The organism is Amycolatopsis sp. FBCC-B4732 (assembly GCF_023008405.1).
In the GTDB taxonomy this organism is placed as follows: domain Bacteria; phylum Actinomycetota; class Actinomycetes; order Mycobacteriales; family Pseudonocardiaceae; genus Amycolatopsis; species Amycolatopsis pretoriensis_A.
In genome coordinates, this window is the sequence record NZ_CP095376.1 from 3,877,140 (window position 1) to 3,891,473 (window position 14,334).

The 14,334-nt window shown below is 70.9% G+C and carries 16 protein-coding genes and 1 pseudogene; 4 read left to right on the forward strand and 13 right to left on the reverse strand.

The features are described 5' to 3' along the window. Positions 1-38: 38 nt before the first annotated feature. The 8 genes from MUY14_RS16645 to ruvC all read right to left on the reverse strand — a co-directional run bounded on the left by MUY14_RS16645 (position 39) and on the right by ruvC (position 9,103). The gene (locus MUY14_RS16645) at positions 39-2,393 is read right to left on the reverse strand and encodes a bifunctional (p)ppGpp synthetase/guanosine-3',5'-bis(diphosphate) 3'-pyrophosphohydrolase (RefSeq protein WP_247023915.1); all 2,355 of its coding nucleotides are present in this window, start codon (positions 2,391-2,393) and stop codon (positions 39-41) included. Between the two features lie 174 nt (positions 2,394-2,567). Next, complete coding sequence (locus MUY14_RS16650; RefSeq protein ID WP_247023916.1) at positions 2,568-3,086, reverse strand: adenine phosphoribosyltransferase; 519 nt, start codon at positions 3,084-3,086, stop codon at positions 2,568-2,570. Position 3,087: 1 nt separating this feature from the next. Beyond that, on the reverse strand, positions 3,088-4,305 hold the full coding sequence (gene secF, locus MUY14_RS16655) for a protein translocase subunit SecF (protein ID WP_247023917.1): 1,218 nt from the start codon (positions 4,303-4,305) through the stop codon (positions 3,088-3,090). A 1-nt stretch (position 4,306) separates the two neighbouring features. Next, entirely contained in the window at positions 4,307-6,109 is a 1,803-nt protein-coding gene (gene secD, locus MUY14_RS16660) for a protein translocase subunit SecD (protein ID WP_247023918.1), read from the reverse strand. A gap of 217 nt (positions 6,110-6,326) precedes the next feature. Next, positions 6,327-6,731: a preprotein translocase subunit YajC gene (yajC, locus tag MUY14_RS16665; protein WP_247023919.1), complete on the reverse strand. Its 405-nt coding sequence runs from the start codon at positions 6,729-6,731 to the stop codon at positions 6,327-6,329. Between the two features lie 121 nt (positions 6,732-6,852). Further along, positions 6,853-7,920 carry a Holliday junction branch migration DNA helicase RuvB gene (gene ruvB / locus MUY14_RS16670; protein ID WP_247023920.1) on the reverse strand — a complete coding sequence of 356 codons (1,068 nt, stop codon included), beginning with the start codon at positions 7,918-7,920 and terminating at the stop codon, positions 6,853-6,855. A gap of 8 nt (positions 7,921-7,928) precedes the next feature. Then, the gene (ruvA, locus tag MUY14_RS16675) at positions 7,929-8,522 is read right to left on the reverse strand and encodes a Holliday junction branch migration protein RuvA (RefSeq protein ID WP_247023921.1); all 594 of its coding nucleotides are present in this window, start codon (positions 8,520-8,522) and stop codon (positions 7,929-7,931) included. Next, positions 8,519-9,103: a crossover junction endodeoxyribonuclease RuvC gene (gene ruvC, locus MUY14_RS16680; RefSeq protein ID WP_247023922.1), complete on the reverse strand. Its 585-nt coding sequence runs from the start codon at positions 9,101-9,103 to the stop codon at positions 8,519-8,521. The genes ruvA and ruvC overlap by 4 nt, the downstream gene beginning before the upstream one ends. 75 nt (positions 9,104-9,178) lie before the next feature. On the opposite strand from ruvC, the gene MUY14_RS16685 reads away from it, so the two are divergent. Continuing rightward, a complete protein-coding gene (locus tag MUY14_RS16685) occupies positions 9,179-9,619 on the forward strand; it encodes a cupin domain-containing protein (protein WP_247023923.1) in 441 nt (146 codons plus the stop codon). On the opposite strand, the gene MUY14_RS16690 is transcribed toward MUY14_RS16685, so the two are convergent. The 5 genes from MUY14_RS16690 to MUY14_RS16710 form a co-directional block, all read right to left on the reverse strand. Continuing rightward, a complete protein-coding gene (locus MUY14_RS16690) occupies positions 9,616-10,167 on the reverse strand; it encodes a DUF4262 domain-containing protein (protein WP_247023924.1) in 552 nt (183 codons plus the stop codon). The two genes, MUY14_RS16685 and MUY14_RS16690, sit on opposite strands and share 4 nt — an antisense overlap. An 86-nt stretch (positions 10,168-10,253) precedes the next feature. After that, the gene (locus tag MUY14_RS16695; RefSeq protein WP_155549612.1) at positions 10,254-11,009 is read right to left on the reverse strand and encodes a YebC/PmpR family DNA-binding transcriptional regulator; all 756 of its coding nucleotides are present in this window, start codon (positions 11,007-11,009) and stop codon (positions 10,254-10,256) included. Between the two features lie 41 nt (positions 11,010-11,050). Beyond that, positions 11,051-11,665, reverse strand: a complete 615-nt coding sequence (pdxT, locus tag MUY14_RS16700; RefSeq protein WP_281506305.1) for a pyridoxal 5'-phosphate synthase glutaminase subunit PdxT — start codon at positions 11,663-11,665, stop codon at positions 11,051-11,053. A 147-nt stretch (positions 11,666-11,812) separates the two neighbouring features. Next, a complete protein-coding gene (locus tag MUY14_RS16705; protein WP_247023925.1) occupies positions 11,813-12,133 on the reverse strand; it encodes an AzlD domain-containing protein in 321 nt (106 codons plus the stop codon). Next, entirely contained in the window at positions 12,133-12,825 is a 693-nt protein-coding gene (locus MUY14_RS16710; RefSeq protein ID WP_247023926.1) for an AzlC family ABC transporter permease, read from the reverse strand. Before MUY14_RS16710 ends, MUY14_RS16705 begins: the two co-directional genes overlap by 1 nt. 68 nt (positions 12,826-12,893) lie before the next feature. On the opposite strand from MUY14_RS16710, the gene MUY14_RS16715 reads away from it, so the two are divergent. The 3 genes and pseudogenes from MUY14_RS16715 (at position 12,894) to MUY14_RS16720 (ending at position 14,322) form a co-directional block, all read left to right on the forward strand. After that, on the forward strand, positions 12,894-13,457 hold the full coding sequence (locus MUY14_RS16715; protein ID WP_247023927.1) for a helix-turn-helix domain-containing protein: 564 nt from the start codon (positions 12,894-12,896) through the stop codon (positions 13,455-13,457). After that, positions 13,454-13,687, forward strand: a pseudogene (locus tag MUY14_RS47300) (toll/interleukin-1 receptor domain-containing protein); the annotation flags it as partial. The gene MUY14_RS16715 and the pseudogene MUY14_RS47300, both read left to right, overlap by 4 nt. Positions 13,688-13,764: 77 nt before the next feature. After that, positions 13,765-14,322 carry a hypothetical protein gene (locus MUY14_RS16720; RefSeq protein ID WP_247023928.1) on the forward strand — a complete coding sequence of 186 codons (558 nt, stop codon included), beginning with the start codon at positions 13,765-13,767 and terminating at the stop codon, positions 14,320-14,322. The last annotated feature ends 12 nt before the right edge of the window (positions 14,323-14,334 follow it).

Below are 14,334 nucleotides of genomic sequence, written 5' to 3' on the forward strand. Positions count from 1 at the left end.
ACGGCGTCACGCGCTTCCGACCTCACGGGTCAGGACACCTAGGAAGCCGACGTCACGCGGTAGACGTCGTAGACGCCCTCCACGCCGCGGACCACCTTGAGGACGTGACCGAGGTGCTTCGGGTCGCCCATCTCGAACGAGAAGCGGCTGACCGCGACCCGGTCGCGGGACGTGGTCACCGACGCCGACAGGATGTTGACCTTCTCGTCGGCCAGCACCTTGGTGACGTCCGAGAGGAGCCGGTGGCGGTCGAGCGCCTCGACCTGGATGGCCACCAGGAACACCGACGAAGCCGACGGCGCCCACTCGACCTCGACCAGCCGCTCGGGCTGGGACTGCAGGTCGCCGGCGTTCGTGCAGTCCGTGCGGTGCACCGAGACGCCGCCGCCGCGGGTCACGAAGCCGAGGATCTCGTCGCCCGGCACCGGGGTGCAGCAGCGCGCGAGCTTCGCCCAGACGTCGCTGGCGCCCTTGACCACGACACCGACGTCGTTGGAGCCGCGGCGGCGGGTGACCGTCGACGGCGTCGCGCGCTCGGCGAGTTCCTCCTCCGCCGCGTCGACCCCGCCGATGAGGGCGACCAGCCGCTGCACGACGTGCTTCGCGCTGGTGTGGCCCTCCCCGACCGCCGCGTACAGCGACGAGATGTCGGCGTGGCGCAGTTCGGTGGCGACCGCGCCCATCGACTCCGCGGAGACCAGCCGCTGGATCGGCAGGCCGACCTTGCGGATCTCCTTGGTGATGGCTTCCTTGCCGCCTTCGATCGCCTCGTCGCGGCGTTCCTTGGCGAACCACTGCCGGATCTTCGCGCGGGCCTTCGGCGAGCCGGCGAACTGCAGCCAGTCGCGCGACGGCCCGGCGTTCTCCGCCTTCGACGTGAAGATCTCGACGACTTCGCCGTTTTCCAGCTTGCGTTCCAGCGCCACCAGGCGGCCGTTGACGCGGGCGCCGATGCAGCGGTGCCCGACCTCGGTGTGCACGGCGTAGGCGAAGTCGACCGGCGTCGACTCCACGGGCAGCGTGATGACGTCGCCCTTCGGCGTGAACACGAAGATCTCGCGCGAGGCGAGCTCGTAGCGCAGCGACTCGAGGAAGTCGCCCGGGTCCGCCGCTTCCCGCTGCCAGTCGAGGAGCTGGCGCATCCACGCCATCTCGTCGACGTCCACGGCGTTGCCGTTGTGCGTGCCCTTGGTTTCCTTGTACCGCCAGTGCGCGGCGATGCCGTACTCGGCGGTGCGGTGCATCTCGTAGGTGCGGATCTGCACCTCGAGGGGCTTGCCGTCCGGGCCGATCACCGTCGTGTGCAGCGACTGGTAGACGCCGAAGCGCGGCTGCGCGATGTAGTCCTTGAAGCGGCCGGGCACCGGCTGCCACAGCGCGTGGACGACGCCCATCGCCGCGTAGCAGTCGCGGACGTCCTCGACCAGGATCCGGACGCCGACCAGGTCGTGGATGTCGTCCAGGTCGCGGCCGCGGACGATCATCTTCTGGTGGATCGAGTAGTAGTGCTTCGGCCGGCCCTCGACCTTCGCGGTGATCCGCGACGACACGAGGTTGCTGGTCAGGTCGGTGATGACCGAGCGCAGGTAGATGTCGCGCGAGGGCGCGCGGTCGGCGACCAGGCGCACGATCTCGTCGTACTTCTTCGGCTGCAGGATGGCGAACGCGAGGTCTTCGAGCTCCCACTTGACCGTGGCCATGCCGAGCCGGTGCGCGAGCGGGGCGAGGACCTCGAGCGTCTCGCGGGCCTTGCGGGCCTGCTTCTCCGGCGGCAGGAAGCGCATGGTGCGCATGTTGTGCAGCCGGTCCGCGAGCTTGATGACCAGGACGCGGGGGTCCTTGGCCATCGCGATGACCATCTTGCGGATGGTCTCGGCCTCGGCGGAGGTGCCGAGCTTGACCTTGTCCAGCTTCGTGACGCCGTCGACGAGCTCGGCGACCTTCTCGCCGAAGTCGGCCTTCAGGCTCTCGACGGCGTAGCCGGTGTCCTCGACCGTGTCGTGCAGCAGTGCCGCCACCAGGGTCGTGGTGTCCATGCCCAGCTCGGCGAGGATGGTCGCGACGGCGAGCGGGTGGGTGATGTAGGGGTCGCCGGACTTGCGCCGCTGGTTCCGGTGCAGTTCTTCGGCGACGTCGTAGGCACGCTGCAGCAGCCCGAGGTCGCCGTTGGGGTGCAGCTCGCGGTGGATGACGGCGAGGGGCTCGAGGACCTGCTTGACCGGGGCGGCGCGCTGCGCGGTGATCCGGCGGGCGAGGCGGGCCCGGACGCGGCGGGTCGCGGACGGGTTCGGCGCCGCGCCGTTCGGCTTCGGCGGCGCGGGCTGTGCCGCCGCCTGCCCGTTTTGCTGGGCGTCCTGGTGCGCGGGCACCGCGGCGTCGAGCTCCTGGCTCACCCGCACCTCCTGCTGCTCGTGCGGCCTTCGGACCACCAGGGTAGCCGCTGCGCCTCGCAGCCCTGTCGGGTGCGCCCGTTCAGGGGGATGCCACGGCTCCGATCAGCAGTTTCGTGCTCCACCGGTCGTGAGTGTCGAGGGCGGTTGGTACCGCCCTCAACACTCACGACCGGGTCAGCAGGTCTGCAGCGCGTGGACCTTCCGGCCGCCGAGGACCTCGCGGCCGCCCAGCGCACCCAGCTCCAGGATCACCGAGACGCTGTCGACGACCGCGCCGGCGTCTTCCAGGAGCTTGCCGGTCGCGGCCACCGTGCCGCCGGTGGCCAGGACGTCGTCCAGGACGGCGATCCGCTGCCCCGGCCGGACCACGCCGGCCGGGAGCTCGACCGTCGCCGTGCCGTACTCCAGCGCGTAGTCGACCCGGCCCGCCACCTGCGGGAGCTTGCCGGGCTTGCGGATCAGGACCACGCCGAGGCCGCGGGCGTACCCGACGGCCGCGGCGAGGAGGAACCCGCGGGCTTCCACGCCCGCGAGCGCCTCCACACCCGGTTCGAGCGTGTCCGCCAGCGCGTCGGTGACCGCCTTGAACGCGCCCGCGTCCGCGAAGAGCGGGCTCAGGTCGCGGAACAGCACGCCGGGCTCGGGGAAGTCCGGCACCTCGGCGATCAGGCCGAGTGCCTCGTCGAGCTCCACGTCAGCGCTTCCGCTTGCCCGCCGGGCGCTGCTTCTGGATCCGGGCGGGCACGCTGGCCGCGGCCGCGTACGCCTTCTCCTTGCGCAGTTCCTTCGCGAGGGCGTCGTCGTCGGTGGCGTCGAAGTCCTCGTCGCCCGCCGCCTTGCGCGCCTGGCTGACGCGGCGCTGGCGGACGCGCTCGGCCTGCTGCTGGTACTTCGGGTCGCGCATCTTGAAGTCGACCAGCAGCGGGGTGGCCAGCGCGACCGAGGACAGCACGCCGACCAGGGTGCCGGTCAGCTGCACCAGCGCCAGGTCCTGCAGCGTGCCCGAGCCGAGCAGGATGTACCCGACGATCAGCAGGCCGAGGATCGGCAGCAGCGCGATGAACGCCGTGTTGAACGACCGCATCAGGGTCTGGTTCAGCGCCAGGTTCGCGGCCTCGCCGTACGTCCGGCGGGTCAGCCCGAGCAGGCCGCGCGTGTTCTCGCGGACCTTGTCGAACACCACCACCGTGTCGTAGAGCGAGAACCCGAGGATCGTCAGCAGGCCGATGACCGTCGCCGGGGTGACCTCGAAGCCGACCAGCGAGTACACGCCGGCCGTGACCAGGATGTCGTGCAGCAGCGAGATGAGCGCCGCCGCGGCCATCCGCGGGTCGAAGTAGATCGCCAGGAAGATGACGACCGCGACGAGGAACACGATGAGCGCGATCAGCGCCTTCTGCGAGATCTCGCCGCCCCACGACGCGCTCACCGCGCTGTCGCTGATGGCCTGGACGCTCGGCTGGCCGTTCGTGCCCTTCGGGCCCAGGTCCTGGAACAGGCCCTGCTTGACCTTCGCGACGTCGGCCGCGTCCAGCGCGTCGGTGCGGATCTGGATGGTCGACGCGGCGCCCGAGCCGACCTTCTGCGTCTCCGAGGCCGGACGGCCCAGCGCCTTCTGGAACGAGTCCTTGGCCTGCTCCTCGCTGATCACGCCGTGGATGCCGTTGGCCGGCATCTGGATCTGCGTGCCGCCCTCGAACTCGATGCCGATGTTGAAGCCGCGGAAGACCATCGACGCGAGGCAGATCAGCACCAGCGCGGCGAAGAACATGTACCAGCGCTTGCGCTTGCCGACGACGTCGAACGCGCCGGTGCCGACGTACAGCCGGTGGAAGATGCTTTCCTTCTTGCCGGGCTTGACCGCCGCCTTGGCGTTGCCCTCGGCGTCCGTGCCCACTTCTTCGACCCCCACGTCAGGCCTCCTTCACGTTCGCGCGGCCGACCGAGGTCGACTTCTTCCGCTGCGAACCCAGTTGCTGCACGGCGCCGAGGCCCAGGTGCCTCGGATTGGACAGGAACGCGTTCTTGGACGTGGAGACCATGGCCACCAGTGGGTGCGTCACCAGGTACACGACGACGAGGTCGAGCACCGTGGACATGCCGAGGGTGAACGCGAAGCCCTGCACGTCGCCGACCGCGATGACGTACAGGATGGCCGCGGCCAGGAAGCTCACGCCGTCCGAGGCCAGGATGGTGCGCCGGGCGCGGACCCAGCCGCGCGGCACCGCGGACCGGAACGTCCGGCCCTCCCGGATTTCGTCCTTGAGCCGTTCGAAGTAGATGACGAACGAGTCCGCCGTGATCCCGATGGCGATGATCAGACCGGCGATGCCCGCGAGGTCCAGCGTGTAGCCGATCCAGCGGCCGAGCAGCACCAGCACGGCGAACACCAGCGCGCCGGACAGGGCCAGCGACAGGATGGTGAGCACGCCGAGCAGGCGGTAGTAGAACAGGCAGTAGACGAACACGACCAGCAGGCCGATGCCGCCGGCGATCAGGCCGGCCTGCAGCGAGGCCAGGCCGAGGGTCGCCGACACCGTGGTCGCGTCCGAAGAGGCGAACGACAGCGGCAGCGAGCCGTACTTGAGGATGTCCGAGAGGTCTTTCGCCTCGGTCTGCGTGAACTTGCCGGTGATCTGGGTGTTGCCGTCGAGGATCGCGGCCTGGATGGCCGGTGCCGAGACGACCTGCGTGTCGAGCACGAACGCGGCCTGGGCCTGCTGGCTGACGTTCTTCGACGTGAAGTCCGCCCAGATCTTGGTGCCCTCGGCCTTGAAGCTGAGGTTCACGGCCCACTGGCCGCGCTGCTGGTCGTAGCCCGAGGTCGCGTCGGCGATCTCGGTGCCCGGCAGGAACTCCGGCTCCAGCAGGTACTTGTACGTGTCGTGGTCACCGCACGCGACCAGCGGCAGCTTCGGGTCGTCGTTGCCCTCGAGGGGGTCCTTGGCGTTCGGCGAGCAGGTCAGCGACGCCATCGCCTTCGCGACGAGCTCCTGGTTGGCCTGGCCGTCGGCCCCGATCAGCTTCGGGTCCTGGCGCACCGCCTTCGCGGCCTGGATCTCCTTCGCCGTCTCGGCGTCGATCGAGCCGTCCGAAGGGGCCGGGGCCTGACTCGACGGCGGCGGCGTGGCGCTGCTGCTCGGCGGGGCCGGCGTGGTGCTCTGCTGCTGCGCGGGCGCGGCGGCGGCACCGCCACCACCGGCGGCCGGGCTGGACGGGGGCGCGCTCGACGTCGCGGCCGGCGCGGAGCTGCTCGGCGCGCCGGGCTTCGGGGTGCCCGAGGTCGGCGTGCCGGTGGCCGGCGGCGGGTTCGTGGGCTGCGGCGGCACGACCGGCTGGGTCGCGTTCGCGACGACCTTCCGGAAGCCCAGCTTCGCGGTCTTGCCCAGGTTCTTCGCCTGGTCACCCTGCTCGCCGGGAACGGTGATGACGACGTTGTTGCCGTCGAGGAGGACCTCGGTGCCGCCGACGCCGATCCCGTTGACGCGCCGTTCGATGATCTGGCGCGCCTGGTTCAGGGACTCCCGCGTCGGCTGGCCGCCGTCGGGGGTGCGGGCGGTGAGCGTGACCCGGGTGCCGCCCTGCAGGTCGATGCCCAGCTTCGGGGTCGGCTTGTGGTTGCCGGTGAGGAACACCAGTGCGTACAGCACGATCACGATCAGGGCGAACAGGGCGAGATAGCGTCCCGGGCGGAGATGCCCGGCTGAAGCTGCCACGGTGCTTCGGTCTCCTCGGACGGGGTGGACCCCAACGTTGCGGTGCCCGCCCGGAGGGTTACCGGGAGGGACTGTGTGCGATTCACTCCCGGGCGCGGGTATGACGGCGGACACGCACGCAGCACCGAGACACTACTCGGTGCTGCGTGAGCCCGGCGTTGCAGGCCACACCGACTTTCGTCGGGGTTTTCGCCGCGTGCCCGGAGCGAGCGCGGGGTTACTTCTTGCCGTGCTCCAGCGGCGGCGCCACCTGCGCGGTGGTCTGCGGCTCTTCGGTCTTGACGTCGGCGCCGGACTCGATGATCGACTCCTCGGCGGGGGCCGAGGCCTCGTCGGTGGTGTCCTCGTCGGTCTCGACGACCGGCTCGACCTTCTCGCGGACCGCGAGCCGCAGCCAGGTGGTGACGACGCCGGGCGCGATCTCGATGTCGATCGTGGTGTCACCGGACGTGTCCGCGACGGTGCCGTAGAGACCCGAAGTGGTCATCACGCGGTCACCGGGCGCCAGGCTGTTCTGCAGATCCTGCTGCGCGGCCTGCTGCTTCTTCTGCTTGCGCGTGCTCATGACCAGCGGCACCGCGAGGACGAGCACGAGCAGCAGGGGCAGCAATAGCTGTTGCATGTTTCTCCGTTCGACGGACTCTCGGGCCCAGCCGAAATGTCCGGTTTTTGGGTATGTGCTCCTGTCAAGTGTGCCAGGTACCAGCGCGGACGCCAGCACCCACCCGCCGGTTCCGCACCGCTCAGTCCTGCTCGAACGACGAGAGCCCGCCCGGGTCGGGGCGCCCCGGGTGGTCGGCGGGCGGCACCATGCCGAGGTGCTCCCAGGCAGCCGCCGTGGCGACCCGGCCCCGCGGGGTGCGGGCGAGCATACCGGCGCGCACGAGGTAGGGCTCACACACCTCTTCCACGGTCGTCGCCTCCTCCCCCACGGCCACCGCCAGCGTCGAAATACCCACCGGTCCGCCACCGAACGACCTGGTCAGCGCGGTGAGGACGGCGCGGTCGAGCCGGTCGAGGCCGAGTTCGTCGACGTCGTAGACGGCCAGCGCGGCGCGGGCGATCTCGACGGTCACCTTGCCGTCCGCGCGGACCTCGGCGTAGTCGCGGACGCGCCGCAGCAGCCGGTTCGCGATCCGGGGCGTGCCCCGCGAGCGGCCGGCGATCTCCTGGCAGCCGTCGCGGTCGATCGGGATGTCGAGGATCGTCGCCGCGCGGCGGACGACCAGCTCCAGCTCGGTGTCGGTGTAGAACTCCATCTGGCCGGTGAAGCCGAACCGGTCGCGCAGCGGCCCGGTCAGCGACCCCGACCGCGTGGTCGCCCCGACCAGCGTGAACGGCGCGATCTCCAGCGGGATGCTGGTGGCGCCCGGCCCCTTGCCCACGACGACGTCGACCCGGAAGTCCTCCATCGCCAGGTAGAGCATTTCCTCGGCCGGGCGGGCGATCCGGTGGATCTCGTCGATGAACAGGACGTCCCCGGGCGCGAGGTTCGACAGCATCGCGGCGAGGTCGCCGGCGCGTTCGAGCGCCGGGCCCGAAGTGATCCGGATGGCCGCGCCCAGCTCGGCGGCGACGATCATCGCCATCGACGTCTTGCCCAGCCCGGGCGGGCCGGACAGCAGGACGTGGTCGGGCGGCACGCCGCGGCGGCGCGCGCTCTCCAGCACCAGCTCCAGCTGTTCGCGCACGCGCGGCTGGCCGACGAACTCGTCGAGCTTGCGCGGCCGCAGCGTGCCCTCGACGGTCTCCTCGCCGGTCTGGGCCCACGCCGAGAGGGCTTCGTCTTCCTCCACGGCTTCATACTCCACGGCCGCGCCTACCGCTTCCGGCCGAGGGTGGCCAGCGAAGCGCGCAGCACGCTCGCCGTCGTGTGGCCGTCACCGTCGGCGAGGACCTTGTCGACGGCCTGCTCGGCCTGCTTGGCCGGGAACCCGAGCCCGGCCAGCGCCTCGACGACCTCGACCCGCAGCGCGCCGGGCGCGGTGACCGCGGGCGCGTCGCCGGAGCCGAGCGCGGTGACCTTGTCGCGCAGTTCGAGGGTGAGCCGTTCGGCGCCCTTGCGGCCGATGCCGGGCACCGAGGTGAGCACGGTGATGTTGCCTTCGACCAGCGCGCCGCGCAGCTTGTCCGGGTCGAGCACGGCGAGGGTGGCGAGCGCGAGCCGCGGCCCGATCCCGGACACCGTCTGCAGCAGCCCGAACAGCTCGCGCGCGTCGGCGTCGGCGAACCCGAACAGCGTCAGCGAGTCCTCGCGCACGACCAGCGCGGTGTGCAGCCGGGCTTCTTCGCCGCGGCGCAGGGTCGCCAGCGTCGCCGGGGTGGCCTGCACGGCGAAGCCGACCCCGCCGACCTCGACCACGACGTGGTCGAGGCCGACCGAGAGGACTTCTCCGCGTACCGACGAGATCATCGTGCTGCTCCTGGGTTCTTCGCTTGTTTCGCCGCGGCGGCGAGGCGGGCCTTGTGGGTGCGGGCCATCTCGGCGGCGCGGGCTTCGGCCTCGGCCAGCCGCGCGCGCATCGGCTCCCGCCAGAGGTGGCAGATGGCCAGCGCGAGGGCGTCGGCGGCGTCGGCGGGGTGCGGCGCGACTTCGAGGTTGAGCAGCCGCATCACCATGGCGGTGACCTGCGCCTTGTCCGCGCGGCCCGACCCGCTGACGGCGGCCTTGACCTCGCTGGGCGTGTGGAACACGACGGGCAGGCCCCGGCGCGCGGCCGCGAGCGCGACCACCCCGCCCGCCTGCGCGGTGCCCATCGCCGTCCGCACGTTGTGCTGGGCGAAGACGCGCTCGACCGCGACGGCGGCCGGCTTGTACCTGTCCATCCAGCGTTCGACCTCGTCGGAGATGCCGAGCAGGCGGTGCGCCAGGTCGGCGTCGGGCGGGGTCCGCACGACGTCGACGGCGACGCAGCGGACGGCCCGGCCCTTGCCGCCGTCGACCACCCCCAGGCCGCACCTGGTCAGACCGGGGTCGACCCCGAGCACCCGCACCCGATTTTCCCTCCGCCGCGAACATCCGTTCGAGTTGGCAGGCTACTGGGCGCGGGCTCCGGCAGGATGGGTGACATGCCGGAGCCGTCGGATTTCGTCACCCACCTGGGTCTTCAGCCGCTGCCCGTCGAAGGCGGGCGGTGGGCGCAGAGCTGGCGCTCGGAAACCGGGTCCGCGATCTACTACCTGCTCGTGGCGCCCGAGTTCTCGGCGCCGCACCGGCTGGACCGCGTCGAGGTGTACGCCCACCACGCGGGGGCGCCGGCCGCGATGCTGCTGCTGCACCCGGACGGCTCGGTCGAGCGGCCGGTGCTGGGAACCGACGTCGCCGCCGGCGAACGCCCGCAGGTCGTCGTGCCCGCCGGGACGTGGCAGGCGACCGTGACGCGCGGCGCGTGGAGCCTGCTGGGGACGGTCGTCGTGCCGCCCTACACCGACGACTGCGTGGAGTTCGCGGCCGCCGCGGACCTGGCGCTGCGATACCCGGAAGCCGCCGCCGACCTGCGGAAGTTCTAGGGACCGTCGACGCCGGGGGTCCAGCTTTCGGGGTCGCCGCTCCCGGTCAGCACCGGCTGCCACCGCGCGAAGCCCTCGGGCGCGTCCGGGTGCCAGGGGAACTTGCCCTCCGGCGTCGCGACGATCAGCTGCAGGGCCGGGAAGTCGCCGTCGGGGTAGATGAGGAACGCGGTGCCGAAGTACTCGGGGTAGTGCCCCTTGTCGACCCGCTCGAGCACGACCGGGACGCCGTCGAAGAAGTCGTCGTAGCGCTTGCCGACCTCGAAGATCTCACCGTTGGCCGCGCGGTCGACGTAGGCGTCGAGCAGGACGGCGCCCATGTGGTCGGGCAGCCCGACGACGACGGCCTCGGGCACGTTGTGCAGCGCCCACGCACAGGCGGTGAAGCAGTAGCCGGCCCCCTCGTCGTCCGCGGCGACGGTGACGACGGCGTTCCCGCGTTCCTTGGCCTGCCCCTCGATCCACTCGACGAGCTGCTGTTCGTCGGGGGTGAGTTCGGCGGCGAGGTCGGCGGAGGTGGCGGGGGTCGTCGAGGTCACGGCGCACATTCTGCCTGACGAGACCCCGAGAGCCCAGTGCCCGGGCCGGAAAGTTTCCGGCCCGGGCACGAAGGCATTGCGGCGCTTGGGAAAACTCAGCCGACTTCGGCGAGCACCTCGTCCGACACGTCGAAGTTCGCGTACACGTTCTGGACGTCGTCGCAGTCCTCGAGGGCGTCGATCAGCTTGAAGACCTTCTTCGCGCCGTCGGCGTCCAGGGGGACGCTGACCGACGGGAGGAACGTCAGCTCCGCCGACTCGTATTCGAAGCCCGCCTCCTGCAGCGCCTTGCGCACCGGGACCAGGTCGCCGCCCTCGGAGACGATCTCGAAGCTCTCGTCGAGGTCGTTGACCTCTTCGGCGCCCGCGTCGAGGACCGCCATCAGGACGTCGTCCTCGGACGCGTCGCCCTTGGGCATGATCACGACACCCTTGCGGGTGAACATGTAGGCGACCGAGCCCGGGTCGGCGAGGGAGCCGTTGTTGCGCGTGAGCGCGGTGCGGACCTCCATCGCGGCGCGGTTCTTGTTGTCGGTGAGGCACTCGATCAGCACCGCCACGCCGTTGGGGCCGTAGCCCTCGTACGTGATGTTCTGCCAGTCGGCGCCGCCCGCCTCTTCGCCGGCGCCGCGCTTGCGGGCGCGCTCGATGTTGTCTTGCGGGACCGAGTTCTTCTTCGCCTTCTGGATGGCGTCGTAGAGCGTGGGGTTGCCATCCGGGTCGCCACCACCGGTGCCCGTGCGGGCGGCCACCTCGATGTTCTTGATCAACCGCGCGAAGAGCTTGCCGCGCTTCGCGTCGAGGTTGGCCTTCTTGTGCTTCGTGGTGGCCCACTTGGAGTGGCCGCTCATCTCTCCTCCATCTGTTCCGTACCCCGGCCGGGCACCGCGTCTCAGGCTGCCTTCCGCACGAGGTCGACGAACAGCCGGTGCACCCGCACGTCGGGCGTCAGTTCCGGGTGGAACGCGGTCGCCAGCACCGCCCCTTGCCGGACCGCGACGATCCTAGCGGCTTCCTCCGCCACGCCGGGCACGCCGCTGACCGTGGCCAGCACCTCGACGCCGTCCCCGGCCTTCTCGACCCACGGGGCCCGGATGAAAACGGCGTGCACTCCTTCGTCGATCCCGGCGAAGTCGAGGTCGGCCTCGAAGGAGTCGACCTGCCTGCCGAAAGCGTTGCGCCGGACGACGACGTCGAGCCCGCCGAGCTGCTGCTGGTCGGGCCGCCCGTCGAGGGTCTGGCGCGCCAGCAGGATCATCCCCGCGCACGAGCCGAAGGCGGGCATGCCCTCGGCGATCCGCGCGCGCAGCGGCTCGAGCAGCTCGAACGTCTCGAGCAGCCGCGACATCGTGGTCGACTCGCCACCGGGCAGCACCAGACCGTCCACTTCGGACAGTTCCGCGGCGCGGCGCACGGGCACGGCCCGCGCCCCCGCTTCGGCCAGCATCGCGACGTGCTCGCGCACGGCACCCTGCATGGCGAGCACACCGACGACCGGTTCCGACACCCGACCTCCCGAAAGACCTTCCCACCAGCCTAGACGCACGCGCTCCCCGCCTCCACGGCAGGTCAGCCCCGGTCCGCGAACGTCATGAAAGGGTCGTTCACCGCGTCCGGTGACAGGAAAGAGTCGTTCACGTCATAGGTGCGCGGCTCAGGGGATCCCGGCCAGCCTCAGCAGGGCCGCCGTCGCCGCGGCCGCGACGACCACCAGCGCGAACGGCACCTTCCGCCACGCCAGCACGCCCGCCACCAGCACCCCGGCCGGCCGCGCGAAGCCCGCGAACCCGTGCCCCTCGGTCAGCGCGCTGACCGCGACGAGCGCCGCCAGCAGCACCACCGCGGCCAGCGCCATCAGCCGCTGGGCCTTCGGCGACAGCTTCACCCGGCTGCGCAGCACCGGGCCGGCGAACCGGAAGGCGAACGTCCCCAGCGCCAGCACCACCGTGCCGGCCAGCAGCTCCACGCCGTCCATCAGTGCGCCTCCTGCAGTTCGGGCTCCTTGGCCGCGACGCCCACCAGGACGCCCGCGAGCGCCAGCAGCACCGGCAGCCCGGCGGGCAGGAACGGCGTCGCGGCCAGCGCGACCACCACCCCGGTCAGCACCGGCAGCCGCGCCGCCCGGTCGCGCAACGCCGGGAGCACCAGGGCCAGCAGCACCGCCGGGAACGCCGCGTCGAGGCCGAAGACGTCGGTGTCGCTGATCGCCCGACCCGCGAAGGCCCCCGCGACGACGCCGCCGTTCCAGCAGGCGAACAGGCCGATCCCGCAGGCCCAGTACGCCGCGCGGCGCTGGTGCGCCTCGCGCTGGGCCAGCGCGAACGCGACCGATTCGTCGATCATCAGGTGGCTGCCGACCAGCCGGGAGGGCCACCGCTTGCCCAGGACGTCACCGATCGCGAACCCGAACGGCAGGTGCCGCGCGTTGGCCAGCAGCCCGGCGAGCACGGCGGCGAAGGGGTTGCCGCCGGCCGCCACGATCCCGACGAACATGAATTGGGACGCGCCGGCGAACACCAGCAGCGACATCAGCATGGGCAGCCACAACGGGAAGCCGGAGCTCACCGCGATGGCACCGTAGGACACACCCACGAGACAATCGGCGGCGCAGACCAGGCCGATGTCCCGGGCGAGGCCCCGATCGAGTGTTCGCCAGATCGAACGCATGTGTTCTATAGTGAACACTCGGACCGGCGTTCGTCAAGGCGAACAAAAAGACCGATGGAGCGAACGGAATGGCACCACCCCCCACGGGCGCACCCCTCGACATCATCGCGGCGTCGCTGCGCCGCGAACGCACCCGCGCCGGCCTCTCCCTGACCGAGGTGGCGAAGCGCGCGGGCTTGGCGAAGTCGACGCTGTCGCAACTCGAGTCCGGCACGGGCAACCCGAGCGTCGAGACGCTGTGGGCCCTCGGCGTCGCCCTCGACGTCCCGTTTTCGCGACTGGTCGAGCCGGAGCGGCCGAAGGTCCGGGTGGTCCGCGCGGGCAAGGGCCCGACGGTGTTCGCCGAACACGCCGACTACGCGTGCACCCTGCTGTCGGCGTGCCCGACGGGCGCCCGCCGCGACATCTACATCGTCCGCGGCGAGCCGGGCACCCCGCGCCGCAGCGACCCGCACATGACGGGGGTGGTCGAGCACATCGTCCTCTGCGCGGGCCGGGCGCGGGTGGGCGTTTTGGACGAGCCGGAGGAGCTTTTGCCCGGGGACTACATCTCTTATCCGGGCGATGTGCCGCACATCTTCGAGGCCCTGGAGCCGGGTACTTACGGGGTGGAGATTTCGGAGTACGTGTGAGTCACCAGCCGCACCCGGCGACGCGATTGGGCGCCGATCTGTTCATTTCGTACGCGCGGACCTCGGCCGAGCACCGGGAATGGGTGCGCTTGCTCGCCGCCCACCTGAAGGCGATCGGGTACGACGTCCTCGTCGACGCCAACGTCGACTACGGCGACAGCCTGACCGGTTTCATGCGGCGCGTCACCGAAGCCACGCACGTGCTCCTGGTCGTCGACGAAAACTACGGTGAACGGGCGGATACTTCGCCGGATTCCGGCGTCACGCAGAGAATCGCTGGATCTCCGAGGTCTGCGGCGACCTCTCGGTGCTGTTCAAGGGCAACTCCGGGAAACAGCTTCCCGCCTGGCTCGCAGACAAGGAACCGAAGGGGTTTCCCTTCAACCGCGACGAGCCGGACGTCGATGACTTTCCCGGCTCGGAACAGGTCGAGGACCTCTGGCGCTGGGTCGGTGGACTGCCGGTGAACCGCGACAGCGAGACGCCGATCGCCACCTTGCGCGAGCGTGCGGCGCGCCTCGAGAAACAGGCACTGAAGGGCGAGCCCTCTCAGTACCGGAGCCCAGCACTGAGGGGACAGACCCGCTTCAGGTTCGCAGACGCGCCCGAGCCGGTGTTCCGCTGGGGCCTGGGTATCGCTGAATTCGCCTTTGAAGTCAGCCAGTGCGGGGCCGACTCGGACTTGGAACAGCACCTCACACCCGGACGTACTGTCGTTGCCCGAGTCGGGCAGATCGTGGTCCTCATGAATGAGCACGGCAGGCTCGCAGTGGTCGAGATTCTGGACGTGCAGCACGAGCAGACCCAAGGCCCCTACGTCGCCCCGCACGTCACTTTCAGCTGGCGAGTCGTCGAGACCTCGTAACAGCGAGAAGCC

Excerpts from the sequence above, each read along its gene's own strand:
- yajC (WP_247023919.1), bottom strand. The coding sequence starts at position 6,731 with ATGCAACAGCTATTGCTGCCCCTGCTGCTCGTGCTCGTCCTCGCGGTG.
- ruvA (WP_247023921.1), bottom strand. The coding sequence starts at position 8,522 with ATGATCTCGTCGGTACGCGGAGAAGTCCTCTCGGTCGGCCTCGACCAC.
- MUY14_RS16685 (WP_247023923.1), top strand. The coding sequence starts at position 9,179 with ATGCCGGAGCCGTCGGATTTCGTCACCCACCTGGGTCTTCAGCCGCTG.
- MUY14_RS16690 (WP_247023924.1), bottom strand. The coding sequence starts at position 10,167 with ATGTGCGCCGTGACCTCGACGACCCCCGCCACCTCCGCCGACCTCGCC.
- MUY14_RS16695 (WP_155549612.1), bottom strand. The coding sequence starts at position 11,009 with ATGAGCGGCCACTCCAAGTGGGCCACCACGAAGCACAAGAAGGCCAAC.
- MUY14_RS16705 (WP_247023925.1), bottom strand. The coding sequence starts at position 12,133 with ATGGACGGCGTGGAGCTGCTGGCCGGCACGGTGGTGCTGGCGCTGGGG.
- MUY14_RS16710 (WP_247023926.1), bottom strand. The coding sequence starts at position 12,825 with ATGCGTTCGATCTGGCGAACACTCGATCGGGGCCTCGCCCGGGACATC.
- MUY14_RS16715 (WP_247023927.1), top strand. The coding sequence starts at position 12,894 with ATGGCACCACCCCCCACGGGCGCACCCCTCGACATCATCGCGGCGTCG.